A 14,585-nucleotide genomic window follows, 5' to 3' on the forward strand; every position below is an offset into this window, starting at 1 on the left:
CGGATTCAAATACCTATGGCGACGGCGCAGTACTTGAACTCGGGAATCTTGCCGAAGGGATCCAGCGCCGAATTGGTCAGCAGATTGGCGGCGGCCTCGGCATACGCGAAGGGAATGAAGACGGTACCCGAGGGCGTGCCGTCGTCGCGGCGCAGGTAGAGCGCCACCTCGCCGCGCCGCGAGCGCACGCGAATGCGCTGGCCGGGCACCAGTCCCAGCGCCGTGATGTCGAGCCCGCACATGGAGGCACTGGCCTCGGGTTCGATCGCATCCAGCACCATGGAGCGGCGCGTCATGCTGCCGGTATGCCAATGCTCAAGCTGGCGCCCCGTGATCAGCACGAACGGGTATTCCTCGTCGGGCTTTTCGTCGGCAGCGACCAGGGTGGCGGGCACCAGGCGCACCCGGCCATCGGCCGTGGGAAAGCGCTCGGTGAACACGATGGGCTGGCCGGGATCGTCCTCGCTCAGGCAGGGATAAGTCACGCTGCCCTCGCGCTCCAGCCGCTGCCAGCTGATGCCGGCGATGGCGGTGTGCATGGCCTGGCGCATTTCCTCGTACACCGCCGCGACGCCGTCTTCTTCACCGGCGTAGTTCCATTGCAGGCCCATGCCCAGCGCCATCTGCTGGATCAGCCACAAGTCGGGTTTTGCTTCGCCCGGCGGCTCGATCGCCTTGCGGCCCAGCTGCACCATGCGGTCGGTGTTGGTGACGGTGCCGGTCTTCTCCGGCCAGGCGGTGGCGGGCAGCACGACATCGGCCATCCACGCCGTCTCGGTCATGAAGATGTCCTGCACCACCAGGTGTTCCAGCGCTACCAGGGCATCGCGCGCGTGGTTCAGGTCGGGGTCGCTCATGGCGGGGTTCTCGCCCATGATGTACATGCCGCGCACCTTGTGCGGATCGTCGTCCGCGGCCAGCGCCTTGTCCATGATCTCGACCACGGTGTAGCCGGGCGATTCGTCCAGGGACATGCCCCAGAACTTCTCGAACCAGGCATGCGCCTCGCCGTTGTCCACGCGCTGGTAGTTGGGGAACATCATGGGAATGAGGCCCGCGTCGCTGGCGCCCTGCACATTGTTCTGGCCGCGCAAGGGGTGCAGGCCGCTGCCCGGTTTGCCGATCTGGCCCGCCACCGTGCACAAGGCGATCAGGCAACGCGCGTTGTCGGTGCCGTGCACGTGCTGGCTGATGCCCATGCCCCAGAGGATCATGGCCGACCTGGCGGTGGCGAACGCGCGTGCCACCTCGCGGATGGCCGGCGCGGCAATGCCGCAAACGGCCTGCATGGCCTCGGGGCTGAAGCCCTTGATGCTGTCGCGCAGGGCTTCGAAGTTGTCGGCCCGCCGCGCGATGAAATCCTGGTCCACCAGGCCCTCTTCGACGATCGTGTAGATCATCGCGTTGAGCAGCGCGACGTCGCTGTCGGGTTTGAATTGCAGCGTTCGCCAGGCGTGCCGGCCCAGGTCGGTGATGCGCGGATCGGCCAACACGATCTTCGCGCCCTGCTTCGCGGCGTTTTTCATCCACGTGGCGGCGACCGGATGGTTGCTGGTGGGGTTGGAGCCGATCACCAGGATGAGTTCGGCCTGCGCCACGTCATTGACCTGGTTGCTGACCGCGCCCGAACCCACGCCTTCGAGCAAAGCCGCCACGCTGGAGGCATGGCAGAGCCGCGTGCAGTGGTCCACGTTATTGCTGCCGAAACCGGTTCGCACCAGCTTCTGGAACAGGTAGGCCTCTTCGTTGGTGCCCTTGGCGGAGCCGAAGCCCGCCAGGGCCCTGGGGCCGTAGGTGTCGCGCAGGTGTTTGAGCTTGCCGGACGCGAACCGCAGCGCCTCGTCCCATTCCACTTCGCGAAAGACCTCGGACCAGCGCGCGGGGTCGCGCAACACGTCCACGTCCTTGGGAACGTCGGCCCTGCGGATCAGGGGCTTGGTGAGGCGATGCGGATGGTGCGCATAGTCGAAGCCGAAGCGGCCCTTGACGCAAAGCCGGCTGTGATTGGCCGGGCCGTCGCGGCCGTCCACACCAACGATTTTTTCGTCGCGCACCTTGTAGGTGACCAGGCAGCCGACGCCGCAGAACGGGCACACCGAATCGACTTCGCGATCCACCGCCTGCGAGCCGATGAGCGTCTTGGGCATCAGCGCGCCGGTCGGGCAGGCCTGCACGCACTCGCCGCAGGCCACGCAGGTGCTGTCGCCCATGCCATCGGCCAGATCGAACACGATCTCGCTGGCGGCCCCGCGCCGGGCATAGCCGATCACGTCGTTGACCTGTTCTTCACGGCAGGCGCGCACGCAGCGGGTACATTGGATGCAGGCATCCAGATTCACGGCCATCGCGGGATGAGAGAGGTCGGGTGCGGGTTGTTCGCGGCGCAGGGCTTTGAGTGCCGGGCGCGCGGAGACAGCCATGCGCGAACACCATTCACTGAGTTCGCCGTGTTGGCCCACCGCCGTGGATCCCGAATCGATTCCGGGATGACGGCCCTGGTCGGTCCACTTGTGGCCTTGATCGGGCATGTCGGCCAGCAACATCTCCAGAACCATCTTCTGGCTCTTCAGGGCGCGCTCGCTCGTGGCCTGCACCTCCATGCCGGGGGTGGCCGCGCGGCAGCAACTGGGCGCGAGCACGCGCTCGCCGGCGATCTCGACCACGCAGGCGCGGCAATTGCCGTCGGCGCGATAGCCCTCCTTGTAACAAAGGCGCGGGATCTCGACGCCGGCGCGTTCCGCGGCCTGCAGGATCGACTCGCCCTGCACCGCCTGGACGGTCTGGCCGTCCAACTTGAATTCGATGAGGGGCAGGTCAGGCGATTTCATGCGGGAAATACTTCTGCACGCAGCGTACGGGGTTGGGCGCAGCCTGGCCCAGGCCGCAAATGGAGGCGTCGGCCATCACCTGGTTCAAGTCTTCCAGCGTGGTGTTGTCCCACTGGGTCGCTTCCATCAGCTTGGCCGCCTTGGCCGTGCCGACCCGGCAAGGCGTGCACTGGCCACAGCTCTCATCGGCGAAAAACCGCATCATGTTCAGCGCGGCATCGCGCGCCTTGTCGTGCCGGCTGAGCACGATCACGGCCGCCGAGCCGATGAAGCAGCCGTGCGGCTGCAAGGTGTCGAAGTCCAGCGGCACGTCGGCCAGGCTGGCCGGCAGGATCCCGCCCGATGCGCCGCCGGGAAGATAGGCATAGAGCTCGTGGCCTTCGGCCATGCCGCCGCAGTATTCGTCTATCAATTCCCGCAGCGTGATGCCCGCGGGTGCCAGCTTGACCCCCGGCTGCGCCACCCGCCCGCTGACGCTGAACGAGCGCAGGCCTTTGCGGCCGTGGCGCCCGAAACCGGCGAACCACTGCGCGCCCTTCTCCACGATGTCGCGCACCCAGTACAGGGTTTCGAGGTTGTGCTCCAGCGTGGGCCGCCCGAACAGGCCGACCTGCGCGATGTACGGCGGCCGCATCCGAGGCTCGCCGCGCTTGCCTTCTATGCTCTCGATCATGGCCGACTCTTCGCCGCAGATGTAGGCGCCCGCACCGCGCCGCAGCTCGATGCGCGGCAAGGGACAGGGTGGATCGGCCTTGAGCGCGGCCAGCTCGGCTTCGAGCATGGCGCGGCACTCGTGATACTCATCCCGCAGGTAGATGTAGATCGCCTCGGTGCCGGCGACCTGGGCCGCGATCAGCATGCCTTCCAGGAAGCGGTGCGGGTCGCGTTCCAGGTAATGCCGGTCCTTGAAGGTGCCGGGCTCGCCCTCGTCGATGTTCACGGCCATGAGCCGCGGCGCGGGCTGCTCTCGCACGATGCGCCACTTGCGCCCGGCCGGAAAGCCGGCGCCGCCCAGGCCGCGCAGGCCCGAATCCTCCATGGCCTGCAGAACCTCCAGCGCGTCGTGCTCGCCGTTGACCACGGCGGCGGCCAGCGAGTAGCCGCCTTTGGCCCGGTACGCTTCGTAGCCCACGCGGTCCGGCACGGGCTCGGCCCTGCCCTGTTCCGGCGCCGGCCGAGTCCGCTCAAGGGCGACGGCGCTGACCACTGCTTCAGTGGTCGCTCGCTGCACGGCAACCTGGCCGACCTGTACGGCCGGCGCCTGCTCGCAGCGGCCGATGCACGGCGCCGCAATCACCCGCGTATCGCCGTTCAGCAAACCAGGCAGGCGCGCCAGCAGGTCACGCGCCCCGGCCATCTCGCAAGACAGGCCGTCGCAGACGCGAATGGTGAGCGACGACTGCGCATCGCCGTCTTTCAATATCTCGAAGTGATGGTAGAAGCTCGCCACTTCGAACACCTCGGCCATCGGGATGTTCGTTTCGCGCGCCAGCGCCACCAGATGCCGCTCGTGCAGGCCGTGGAAAGTGTCGTTGAGGCGGTGCAGGTATTCGATCAGCAGCTCGCGAGGGTGACCGCCAGGTGGCCGTGCGCCGATCAGCGCGCACACTTCGGCCAGGGCCGGCTCCTCGGGCTGGCGGCCCTTGAGCTTGCCGACCCGGCGCAGGCTGCGCCGAAGGTCGTCGGCTGTCGCCAGGTGCACGATTGAACTCATGCCGTCACTGTGGCGGCAACACCGGATCGCGTCAAATTGAATCGGCACATGCCGTCATTCAACTCTTGAATGAAGCCAGCGGGCCTGAATGCTCCGCCAACTGCTTCAGCCAGCGCTTGTCGGCGGCGAAGGCGAGCGCCGCCTGCAGGACGCGCGATGGGGCCGCCTTCGCGAGTGTGATGAACCCGACCGGCGTCACCAGCGCGGGGCGGATCAGCGGCTGCGCCTGCAGTCCCGGCTGACCGCGCGTCGCCGCGACCAGGGATCCGGGCAAGACGCTGCACACCTCGCCGGCCACGACGCTCAAGGCCAACGTCAGGATGGAGTTGGTTTCCATGGCCGGGTGAACCGCCACGCCCGCCTGGGCAAAAGCACTATCGACGATGCTGCGGTTGTGCATGTCGCGCGTCAGCAGGCACAGCGGCAGGGCCGCGGCGCCTTTCCAGCTCAGGGGCCGTCCCAGCCTCAGCGGCGCATCGGCGTTCTCGGCACGCCGGACCAGAAAATAATGCTCCCCATACTGAGGCAGCGCGGCGAAGTGGCCGCCCCGGCGGCCCAGCCGTTCGACGAAGCCCAGGCCCAGGTCGAGCGAGAAATCGTCCAGGCCCGACTCGATGTCTTGCGAAGTCATGGAGCGCACCACGGGGGCGATGCCCGGGCATTGCGCCTGCAGCATGGCCGCGAAACGCGCCGCGATGGGAACGGCCGTCGGCACCACGCCGAGCCGCAACGGCCCCTTGGGGTTCTCCGCATCGCCATGCAGTTCCTGCCGCAGCAGCTCGTGCTCGCGCAGCATGCGCTGGGCGGTGGCCAAGACCCGCTCGCCCTCGGCCGTGAGGCCCGCATAGCTGCGGGCGCGCTTGACGATCGGCGTGCCGAACTCCCGTTCGAGCGCGCGCAGGGCATTCGACAGAGCCGGTTGCGTGATATGGCAGGCCTGTGCGGCCCGGGCGAAATGGCGGTGCTCGCTCAGGGCGACGAGGTAGCGCAGGGAGGCGAGCAGGTTCATCGATACGCCGCGCCAGCGCTCAGGTGTCCTTGCTGATCTTGATGCTGGGGAACTTGGAAGAGAAATCCTTGGCCTTGGCCGCGATCTTGATCGCGACCTGGCGCGCCACGGCCTTGTAGATGGCGGCGACTTCGCCGTCCGGATCGGCCACCACGGTGGGTTTGCCGCTGTCGGCCTGCAGCCGGATCTGGATATCCAGCGGCAAGGCGCCCAGGTAGTCCATGCCGTACTCGGCGGCCATGCGCTTGCCGCCGCCTTCGCCGAAGATATGTTCGGCGTGGCCGCACTTGCTGCACACGTGAACGGCCATGTTTTCCACGATGCCCAGGATGGGCACGCCCACCTTCTCGAACATCTTGATGCCCTTCTTGGCATCGAGCAGCGCGATGTCCTGCGGCGTGGTGACGATCACCGCGCCGGTCATGGGAACGCGCTGCGACAAGGTCAGCTGGATGTCGCCGGTGCCCGGCGGCAGGTCGACGATCAGGTAATCCAGGTCGCCCCAATTGGTCTGGCGCAAGAGCTGCTCCAGCGCCTGGGTGGCCATGGGGCCGCGCCAGATCATGGCCTCGTCCTGATTGACCAGGAAGCCGATCGACATGACTTCCACGCCGTAGTTCTCCAGAGGGTCCATGGTCTTGCCGTCCGACGATTCTGGGCGGCCCTCGATGCCCATCATCATCGGCTGGCTGGGCCCGTAGATATCGGCATCCAGCAGGCCCACGGCCGCGCCCTCGGCGGCCAGCGCCAGCGCCAGGTTCACGGCGGTGGTGCTCTTGCCCACGCCGCCCTTGCCGGATGCGACAGCGATGATGTTCTTGACCTTGGGCAAGAGCGCGACGCCGCGCTGGGCCGCATGGGCCACGACCCTGATGGCGAGGTTGGCGGAAACGTTCTGAACGCCCGGCACGCCCTTGGCCGCGGCGATCAGCGCGGTGCGCAAGGCCGGGATCTGGCTCTTGGCCGGGTAGCCCAATTCGACGTCGAAAGCGACGTCGCCCCCCGTGACCTGGAGATTCTTCAGGGCCTTGGTGCTGACGAAATCCTTGCCGGTATTGGGATCGACGACGGCCGAGAGGGCCTGTAACAACTGGTCGGTAGTGGCTGCCATGGGGTTTAGGTTCCTGTTCACCAGCAGTGTAACGACTGCACCTAAAATGCCGGGTTCCCCTGGAAAAACCCATGCCCGCACAGCGCAAGCTCTTCGTCACCACCGCCCTGCCGTACGCCAACGGCAATTTCCACATCGGCCACATCATGGAGTACATCCAGGCCGACATCTGGGTGCGGCACCAGCGAATGCAGGGCAGCCAGGTGCACTTCGTCTGCGCCGACGACGCCCATGGCGCGCCGATCATGATCGCGGCCGAGAAGGCCGGCAAGAGCCCCCAGCAGTTCGTGGCCGACATCGCCGCCGGCCGCAAGCCCTACCTGGATGGCTTTCACATCGCCTTCGACAACTGGCACAGCACCGACGCGCCGGAGAACCACGAACTGGCCCAGCAGATCTACCGCGACCTGAAGGCCAACGGCCTCGTCTCCAGCAAGGTGATCGAGCAGTTCTTCGACCCGGCCAAGAACATGTTCCTGCCGGACAGGTTCATCAAGGGCGAGTGTCCCAACTGCCACGCCAAGGACCAGTACGGCGACAACTGCGAGGTGTGCAGCAAGGTGTACAGCCCGACGGACCTGATCAACCCGTATTCGGCGCTGTCCGGGGCCACCCCGGTGCTGAAAAGCTCGGAGCATTTCTTCTTCAAGCTGTCCGATCCACGCTGCATGGCGTTCCTGAAGGAATGGACGCGCGCCGAAGGCCGCCTGCAGACCGAGGTGCTCAACAAGATCAGCGAATGGCTGGAGCCCGATGAGACCGGCAAGTCGGCGCTGGGCGACTGGGACATCAGCCGCGACGCACCCTACTTCGGCATCGAGATCCCCGACGCGCCCGGCAAGTACTTCTACGTCTGGCTGGACGCGCCGGTGGGCTACCTGGCTTCGCTCAAGAACTACCTGGGCAAGATCGGCGTGGACTACGACAAGTTCATCGCCGATCCCGATGTGGAGCAGTACCACTTCATCGGCAAGGACATCATCACCTTCCACACCCTGTTCTGGCCGGCGATGCTGCACTTCAGCGGCCGCAAGGTGCCCAACAAGGTGTTCGTGCACGGCTTCCTCACCGTGAACAACGGCGAGAAGATGAGCAAGAGCCGCGGCACCGGGCTGGACCCGCTCAAGTACCTGTCGCTGGGCATGAACCCGGAATGGCTGCGCTATTACCTGGCGGCCAAGCTGTCGGGGCGCAACGAAGACATCGACTTCAACCCCGAAGACTTCATGGCGCGCGTCAACAGCGACCTGATCGGCAAGTTCGTAAACATCGCCAGCCGCGCCGTGAAGTTCGTGCCCGGCGGCAAGCTGACCGCGGCCACCGCGGAACCCGGTGAATTGGCGCTGGTGGAGAACGTCAAAGCCATGTACGAGGCGCGCGACTACGGGCGGGCCCTTCGCGACATCATGGCTTACGCCGACAAGGTGAACCTGCGCTTCGACAGCGCGGCGCCCTGGAAGCTGGTGAAAGAAGGCCAGGCGGCCGAAGCCGCGGCCGTGTGCTCGCTGTGCCTCGAAAGCTTCAAGATCATGACTGCCTGCCTCAAGCCCGTGCTGCCCGCACTGGCGGCGCAGGCGGAAGCCTTCCTGCAATGCGCGCCGCTGGACTGGAGCAACGCGGCCGTGCCGCTGGGCGAGGGCCACCAGGTCGGCGACTACAAGCACCTGATGCAGCGGGTGGACGTGAAGCAGCTCGACGCACTGTTCGAGCCCGCGGCCGATGCCGAGCCCGTGCCGACCGCGCCCGGCGGCGAGGAGCTCGCGCCCGTGATCTCCATCGACGACTTCGCCAGGATCGACCTGCGCATCGCCAAGATCGTCAATTGCGAAACCGTTGAAGGTTCGACCAAGCTGCTGCGCATGACGCTGGACGTGGGCGAAGGCAAGACGCGCAACGTCTTCTCCGGCATCGCCTCCGCCTACAAGCCCGAAGAGCTGATCGGCAAGCTGACGGTGATGGTCGCCAACCTGGCACCGCGCAAGATGAAATTCGGCATCAGCGAGGGCATGGTGCTGGCCGCGAGCCACGCCGACGAAAAGGCCAACCCCGGCATCTATGTGATGAACCCCTGGCCGGGCGCCGAGCCCGGCATGCGGGTCCGGTAGCTTTACGCCCAGGATACGTCGTCGTTACAACTGATCCGTAGAATCCGCCGGGCTCATCAAGGAACGACGGATGTCTCGCAGTACCTCATCTCCGGTTCGCGGCCTGGCCCTGGCCAGCGCTCTCGCCCTCGCATCGCTCCTGGGCGGTTGCGCCGTCGTGGCGGTCGGCGGCGCCGCCGTGGGCCTGGCGGCTACCGGGGCCGGCCTCGTGGTCGATGCGGCGGTGGGCACCGTCAAGCTCACTGGCAAGGCCGTCGGCGCTGCCGTCGACGCCGTCACACCGGGCGACGGCGAGTAGCTCTGCCGGCGGCGCGTACACTGGAGCCTTGGCCTCTTCGTTCGCTTTCCGTCCCCGCCTGCTGGACGCGTTACGCGGTTATGACCGCGAGCGCTTCCTGCGCGATCTGGGTGCCGGCCTCACGGTCGGCATCGTTGCCCTGCCCCTGGCCATGGCCTTTGCCATCGCCTCGGGACTCAAGCCCGAGGCCGGCCTGTGGACCGCCATCATTGCCGGCTTCCTCGTTGCCGCACTGGGCGGCTCCAACGTTCAGATCGGCGGCCCCGCGGGGGCCTTCATCGTCATCGTCTATGGCATCGTCGAACGCTACGGGCTGGCCAACCTGCTGATCGCCACCGCCTGCGCCGGCGTGCTGTTGTTTGCCATGGGCCTGCTGCGGCTGGGCCGGCTGGTGCGCTACGTGCCGGTGAGCATCGTCATCGGTTTCACCAACGGCATCGCCGTGCTGATCGCCATCTCCCAGCTGCGGGACTGGCTGGGCCTGCGGGTGCTGAACATGCCGGCCGACTTCTTTGCGCAGTTCAAGGTGCTGGGCCAGAACATCGCAAGCTTCAACCCCTATGCGTTCTCGCTGGGCCTGGCCTGCCTGCTCGGCCTGTTCTTGTGGCCCAAGCTGTGGAGCGACCGATCGCCCGTGCAGTATGCGCTGGAGCTGCCGGGCATGCGCCGCGCCGCCCTGGTCAGCGCCCGCATGCCGGGGCCCATCGTGGCCCTGGTGAGCCTCACGCTGGTGGCTTGGTTTTTCAAGTTGCCCGTGGAGACCATAGGCACGCGCTTCGGCGCCATTCCGCAAGGCGTGCCTGGGTTCGCGCTGCCGGCCTTCTCATGGGAGACGGTGAAGCTGCTGGTGACGCCGACGCTCACCATCGCGATGCTCGGAGCCATCGAATCGCTGCTTTGCGCACGAGTGGCCGACCAGCTGAGCAGCCTGCCCCGGCACGATCCCAACCAGGAACTCATGGCGCAGGGCATTGCCAACTTCCTGGTGCCGTTCTTCGGCGGCATGCCCGCCACCGGCACGATCGCCCGCACGGTGACCAACGTGCGCTCCGGCGGCACCACACCGGTCGCCGGCATGATCCATGCCCTGGTGCTGGCGGTGGTCGTGCTGGCGGCGGCGCCGCTGGCGCTCCACGTGCCGCTGGCGGTGCTGGCCGGGATCCTGCTCTTCGTGGCCTGGAACATGGGCGAGTGGCACGAATTCGCCAAAATGAAAAACTACAGCACGCATTACCGCGTTCTGATGCTCGGCACGTTCTTCCTGACGGTGGTGTTCGACCTGACGGTGGCGGTGCAGGTCGGGCTGGTGCTGGCCTGCGCACTGTTCATCCGCAAAATGAGTTCGATTTTCAGCGTGGAACGGGTCGCCAGCGAAGGCGCACTGCTGCAATTCAAGCTGTATGGCGCCCTGTTCTTCGGCGCGGTCGCCAAGATCGACGAAGTCGTACTGGCGGTGGAAAACGGGCCGCAGGAGCCGGTAGTGGTGCTGGACACGCTGCAGCTCGTGCACCTGGATACCTCGGGGCTGGATTCGCTGCGCCAACTGCACAAGGTGGTGCTGCTGCGCGGCGGCACGCTGCACCTGGAGAACCTGCAGCCGCAGCCGGAGGAAGTGATCGACCGCTCGGGCTTCGGCGCCGAGCTGGCGGCCAACCGGGCCTCGGCCGAAGTGTCGGGCTGACTCGCTACCGCCCGCCGCGGTTCTCCGGCGCTTCGGGATCAGGTGCCGTCGTCGTGCGCAGCACCCGGTAGTCCGGGCTGAACCAGACGGTGAAGACCATCGAAGTGTTGGGCGGCTCCATATAGCGCCAATCCCAGGCGATCTCGTTCTTCAGCGCATAGGGCGTCTGCTTCAGCGGCTTGCCGAGCAGCCTGCGCACCTCTTCCTGCTTCATGCCGGGCTGCACCTTGGCGAAGTTGGCCGGGTGCAGCACCTGGCGCAGCGCCGTCATGCGGCCGTCGGGGCCGATGCTGATCATGTAGTTCTTGTGGCCGGACGGCTGGCGGTTGTATTCGAAGATGCGCTCGCCGCCGGGCCCGTTCCAGACGGTCTCGGGCTCGCCGAAGCGCGCCCGGACGTCGGCTTCGGTCGAAACGCCCTCTTCCAGCTCCTTGATGCGCTGGGGGTCGCAGCCCAGAAGGGCCCAGAGGCTGAAAACCATGGCCAGTGACCTAAAAACGCTGTGCATGCCTGCGGGAAGTAAAATTGGGCGAAAGGCACAGTCTATGTCCATGTTGCTCCGCATCTTTCGCCGTCCCGATTACAAATCCGAAGTCACCCAGTTCATCGAGCAACTCAAGACCGAGAAGCCCGACCTGGAAGCTCAGCAGCGCGCCGGCCGCGCCCTGCTTTGGGACAAGCACGTGAACCGCGAGGCCTGGACCGAGTGGCGCGGCGCCGAAGTGCCGCAAAAGCCCTACGTTTACCAGAACGAAGGCAAATGATCGAATCCGGTGAAAGGGTGTTGCCGGACCCGCCGGTGCCCGCGCTCCAAGGCCTGCGCATGCCAGACGTAGTGGACCAGGTGGCACTGGCGCGGCTCTATGGCGAGCCGCTGTTCGCCATGCCGACGGACCTGTACATCCCGCCCGACGCGCTGGAAGTTTTCCTCGAGGCCTTCGAAGGCCCGCTGGACCTGCTGCTGTACCTCATCCGCAAGCAGAACTTCAACATCCTCGACATCCCCATGGCCGGCGTCACGCGCCAGTACCTGGTGTACGTCGAAGAGATCCGCACCCGCAACCTCGAGCTGGCGGCCGAATACCTGCTGATGGCCGCGATGCTGATCGAGATCAAGTCGCGCATGCTGCTGCCGCCCAAGAAGACGGCCGAGGGCCAGGAGCCGGAAGATCCGCGCGCCGAACTGGTTCGCCGCCTGCTCGAGTACGAGCAGATGAAGGCAGCGGCATTCCGCCTGAACGAAGTTCCGCAGGTGGGCCGCGACGTGCTGCGCGCGCAGGTCTACATCGAGCAGTCGCTGCAGCCGCGCTTCCCCGACGTGAACGTGGTCGACCTGCAGGAGGCATGGCGGGACATCGTCAAGCGCGCCAAGCTGATCCAGCACCACAAGATCACCCGCGAAGAGCTCTCGGTGCGCGAGCACATGAGCGTCGTCTTGCGCCACCTGCAGGGCCGCAAGTTCGTCGAGTTCGAGCAGCTGTTCGATATCACCCGCGGCATGCCCGTGCTGATCGTCACCTTCATCGCCATGCTGGAATTGGCCAAGGAAACGCTGATCGAGGTGACCCAGGCCGAGGCCTTCGCACCCATTTACGTCCGCCTGGCCTACCAACCCGCATGAAAGATTTCGACGTCCTGATCGTGGGCAGCGGCCTGGCCGGCCTTTCGGCGGCGTTGCACCTGGCGCCTACGCACCGCGTGGCGGTCCTTACCAAACGTTCCATGAACGATGGCTCCAGCGGCTGGGCCCAGGGCGGCATCGCAGCCGTGCTGGGCGAAGGCGACAGCTTCGAAGCGCACGTGGACGACACGCTGATCGCCGGCGCGGGCCTCTCCGACCTGGAAGCGACGCGCTTCGTGGTGGAACACGCGCCCGAAAGCATTGCCTGGCTGCGCCAGCTCGGCGTGCCGTTTTCGCTGGAAGAGGGCCAGTTGCACCTGACGCGTGAAGGCGGCCACAGCGCCCGCCGTATCGTGCACGTGACCGACGCCACCGGCGCAGCCGTGCAGCGCACGCTGATCGAAACCGTGCGGCGCACGCCCAACATCGAGGTGTTCGAGCAGCACACGCTGGTCGACCTGATCACCAGCCGCAAGCTGGGCCAGCCGTCTGAACCGAACACTTGCCTGGGCTTGTACGCGCTGGATGAAGCCACCGATGAGGTGATCACCTTCCGTGCGCCGCAAACCATCCTGGCCACCGGCGGCGCGGGCAAGGTGTACCTCTACACCACCAATCCGGACACGGCCACCGGCGACGGCATTGCCGCAGCCTGGCGCGCCGGCTGCCGGGTGACGAATATGGAGTTCATCCAGTTCCACCCGACCTGCCTGTACCACCCGCTGGTCAAATCCTTCCTCATCACCGAGGCAGTGCGCGGCGAGGGCGGCAAGCTGCTCCTGCCCGACGGGACGCGCTTCATGCCGGCGCACGACCCACGCGCCGAGCTCGCCCCGCGCGACGTGGTGGCGCGCGCCATCGACTTCGAGATGAAGAAGCACGGCCTGGACTGCGTGTACCTGGACATCTCGCACCAGCCGCCGGAATTCGTGCGCGAGCATTTCCCCAACATCCACGCGCGCTGCCTGGAACTGGGCATAGACATCACCCGCGAGCCGATTCCCGTCGTGCCCGCCGCGCACTACACCTGCGGCGGCATCCACACCGACCTGGAGGGCCGCACGGACCTCACCGGGCTGCACGCCATCGGCGAGACCGCCTATACCGGCCTGCACGGCGCCAACCGGCTGGCCAGCAATTCGCTGGTGGAATGCATGGTGTTCGCCCGCGCCGCGGCCAAGGACATCAAGGCAACACCGCTGCCCGCACCTCCGGAGGTGCCGCCCTGGGACGAAAGCCGCGTCACCGACGCCGACGAGTCCGTGGTGATCTCGCACAACTGGGACGAGCTGCGCCGCTTCATGTGGGACTACGTGGGCATAGTGCGCACCAACAAACGGCTGGAGCGCGCGTCGCACCGCATCCGCTTGCTGCAGGAAGAGATCCAGGAGTTCTACGCCAACTTCCACATCACGCGCGACCTGCTGGAGCTGCGCAACCTGGTGACGGTAGCCGACCTGATCGTCAGGTCGGCACAGTCACGGCACGAGAGCCGCGGCCTGCACTTCAGCCGCGATTACCCGCAAATGGCGGACGTCGCCCACCCCACCATCCTGGCGCCGACGCATTGAGTACCCATGGCCTACAGCGTCAAGGAAATCTTCTACACCCTGCAAGGTGAGGGCGGCCAGGCCGGCATGCCGGCGGTGTTCTGCCGCTTTGCCGGCTGCAACCTGTGGTCGGGCCGCGAGAGCGACCGGGCCAGCGCCGTGTGCCGCTTCTGCGATACCGATTTCGTCGGCACCGACGGCACCTTGGGCGGCAAGTACGCCGAGGCCAACGCCCTGGCCGCGCAGATCGAGGCGCAGTGGCCGGCGGAAGAAACCGGTCACCGGCTGACGGTGATCACCGGCGGCGAGCCGCTTCTGCAGCTGGACACCCCCTTGATCGACGCCTTGCACGCGCGCGGTTTCCGCATCGCCGTGGAATCCAACGGCACGATCGCCGCACCGCCCGGCATCGACTGGCTGTGCATCAGCCCCAAGGCCGGCGCGCCCTGGGTGCAGCAGGAAGGACAGGAACTCAAGGTCGTTTGGCCGCAAGCGGACCTGGATCTGGACGTACTGGCGCGCACCGGCCGCTTTGCCAACCGCTTCCTGCAACCGATGGACGGGCCGGACCAAGCCGCCAACATCGCGCTGTGCATAGAGACCTGCATGCGGCACCCGGGCTGGCGGCTCAGCCTGCAGACCCACAAGCTCACCGGCATCCGCTGAAG

12 protein-coding genes are annotated in these 14,585 nt (G+C 66.5%); 7 read left to right on the forward strand and 5 right to left on the reverse strand.

Features of this window, described 5'->3' with window-relative positions:
• Positions 1-5: 5 nt before the first annotated feature.
• From fdhF to apbC, 4 genes are read right to left on the reverse strand one after another with little or no spacing between them, the layout of a single operon-like run.
• The gene (gene fdhF, locus HNE04_RS15690) at positions 6-2,828 is read right to left on the reverse strand and encodes a formate dehydrogenase subunit alpha (protein ID WP_172220869.1); all 2,823 of its coding nucleotides are present in this window, start codon (positions 2,826-2,828) and stop codon (positions 6-8) included.
• Positions 2,815-4,542 (reverse strand): NADH-ubiquinone oxidoreductase-F iron-sulfur binding region domain-containing protein, encoded by a 1,728-nt coding sequence (locus tag HNE04_RS15695; RefSeq protein ID WP_172220872.1) that lies wholly within the window; start codon positions 4,540-4,542, stop codon positions 2,815-2,817. The genes fdhF and HNE04_RS15695 overlap by 14 nt, the downstream gene beginning before the upstream one ends.
• A 58-nt stretch (positions 4,543-4,600) precedes the next feature.
• Complete coding sequence (locus tag HNE04_RS15700) at positions 4,601-5,551, reverse strand: LysR substrate-binding domain-containing protein (protein WP_172220875.1); 951 nt, start codon at positions 5,549-5,551, stop codon at positions 4,601-4,603.
• A 19-nt stretch (positions 5,552-5,570) separates the two neighbouring features.
• Positions 5,571-6,662, reverse strand: a complete 1,092-nt coding sequence (gene apbC, locus HNE04_RS15705; protein ID WP_172220878.1) for an iron-sulfur cluster carrier protein ApbC — start codon at positions 6,660-6,662, stop codon at positions 5,571-5,573.
• Positions 6,663-6,733: 71 nt separating this feature from the next.
• On the opposite strand from apbC, the gene metG reads away from it, so the two are divergent.
• The 3 genes from metG (at position 6,734) to HNE04_RS15720 (ending at position 10,746) form a co-directional block, all read left to right on the forward strand.
• Positions 6,734-8,767 carry a methionine--tRNA ligase gene (gene metG, locus HNE04_RS15710; RefSeq protein WP_172220881.1) on the forward strand — a complete coding sequence of 678 codons (2,034 nt, stop codon included), beginning with the start codon at positions 6,734-6,736 and terminating at the stop codon, positions 8,765-8,767.
• Between the two features lie 70 nt (positions 8,768-8,837).
• A complete protein-coding gene (locus HNE04_RS15715) occupies positions 8,838-9,065 on the forward strand; it encodes a hypothetical protein (protein ID WP_172220884.1) in 228 nt (75 codons plus the stop codon).
• 28 nt (positions 9,066-9,093) lie between these two features.
• Positions 9,094-10,746 (forward strand): SulP family inorganic anion transporter, encoded by a 1,653-nt coding sequence (locus HNE04_RS15720; RefSeq protein WP_235965050.1) that lies wholly within the window; start codon positions 9,094-9,096, stop codon positions 10,744-10,746.
• Between the two features lie 4 nt (positions 10,747-10,750).
• On the opposite strand, the gene bamE is transcribed toward HNE04_RS15720, so the two are convergent.
• Positions 10,751-11,254 (reverse strand): outer membrane protein assembly factor BamE domain-containing protein, encoded by a 504-nt coding sequence (bamE, locus tag HNE04_RS15725; protein ID WP_172220889.1) that lies wholly within the window; start codon positions 11,252-11,254, stop codon positions 10,751-10,753.
• A gap of 37 nt (positions 11,255-11,291) precedes the next feature.
• Here bamE and HNE04_RS15730 point away from each other — a divergent pair, with 37 nt between their 5' ends.
• From HNE04_RS15730 to queE, 4 genes are read left to right on the forward strand one after another with little or no spacing between them, the layout of a single operon-like run.
• Positions 11,292-11,510 carry a DUF3460 family protein gene (locus tag HNE04_RS15730; protein WP_172220892.1) on the forward strand — a complete coding sequence of 73 codons (219 nt, stop codon included), beginning with the start codon at positions 11,292-11,294 and terminating at the stop codon, positions 11,508-11,510.
• A gap of 59 nt (positions 11,511-11,569) precedes the next feature.
• Positions 11,570-12,367, forward strand: a complete 798-nt coding sequence (locus tag HNE04_RS15735; RefSeq protein ID WP_172221231.1) for a segregation and condensation protein A — start codon at positions 11,570-11,572, stop codon at positions 12,365-12,367.
• The gene (gene nadB, locus HNE04_RS15740; protein WP_172220895.1) at positions 12,364-13,938 is read left to right on the forward strand and encodes an L-aspartate oxidase; all 1,575 of its coding nucleotides are present in this window, start codon (positions 12,364-12,366) and stop codon (positions 13,936-13,938) included. Before HNE04_RS15735 ends, nadB begins: the two co-directional genes overlap by 4 nt.
• Positions 13,939-13,944: 6 nt before the next feature.
• Entirely contained in the window at positions 13,945-14,583 is a 639-nt protein-coding gene (gene queE, locus HNE04_RS15745; protein WP_172220898.1) for a 7-carboxy-7-deazaguanine synthase, read from the forward strand.
• The last annotated feature ends 2 nt before the right edge of the window (positions 14,584-14,585 follow it).

Origin of the sequence: Caenimonas soli, from assembly GCF_013155545.1 — a bacterium.
Taxonomy (GTDB): Bacteria; Pseudomonadota; Gammaproteobacteria; order Burkholderiales; family Burkholderiaceae_C; genus Ramlibacter; species Ramlibacter soli.

Bases quoted from the DNA above. Each gene is read 5' to 3' on its own strand.
- bamE (WP_172220889.1), bottom strand. From the start codon at position 11,254: ATGCACAGCGTTTTTAGGTCACTGGCCATGGTTTTCAGCCTCTGGGCC.
- HNE04_RS15730 (WP_172220892.1), top strand. From the start codon at position 11,292: ATGTCCATGTTGCTCCGCATCTTTCGCCGTCCCGATTACAAATCCGAA.
- HNE04_RS15700 (WP_172220875.1), bottom strand. From the start codon at position 5,551: ATGAACCTGCTCGCCTCCCTGCGCTACCTCGTCGCCCTGAGCGAGCAC.
- HNE04_RS15695 (WP_172220872.1), bottom strand. From the start codon at position 4,542: ATGAGTTCAATCGTGCACCTGGCGACAGCCGACGACCTTCGGCGCAGC.
- metG (WP_172220881.1), top strand. From the start codon at position 6,734: ATGCCCGCACAGCGCAAGCTCTTCGTCACCACCGCCCTGCCGTACGCC.
- fdhF (WP_172220869.1), bottom strand. From the start codon at position 2,828: ATGAAATCGCCTGACCTGCCCCTCATCGAATTCAAGTTGGACGGCCAG.
- queE (WP_172220898.1), top strand. From the start codon at position 13,945: ATGGCCTACAGCGTCAAGGAAATCTTCTACACCCTGCAAGGTGAGGGC.
- HNE04_RS15735 (WP_172221231.1), top strand. From the start codon at position 11,570: ATGCCAGACGTAGTGGACCAGGTGGCACTGGCGCGGCTCTATGGCGAG.
- nadB (WP_172220895.1), top strand. From the start codon at position 12,364: ATGAAAGATTTCGACGTCCTGATCGTGGGCAGCGGCCTGGCCGGCCTT.
- HNE04_RS15715 (WP_172220884.1), top strand. From the start codon at position 8,838: ATGTCTCGCAGTACCTCATCTCCGGTTCGCGGCCTGGCCCTGGCCAGC.
- apbC (WP_172220878.1), bottom strand. From the start codon at position 6,662: ATGGCAGCCACTACCGACCAGTTGTTACAGGCCCTCTCGGCCGTCGTC.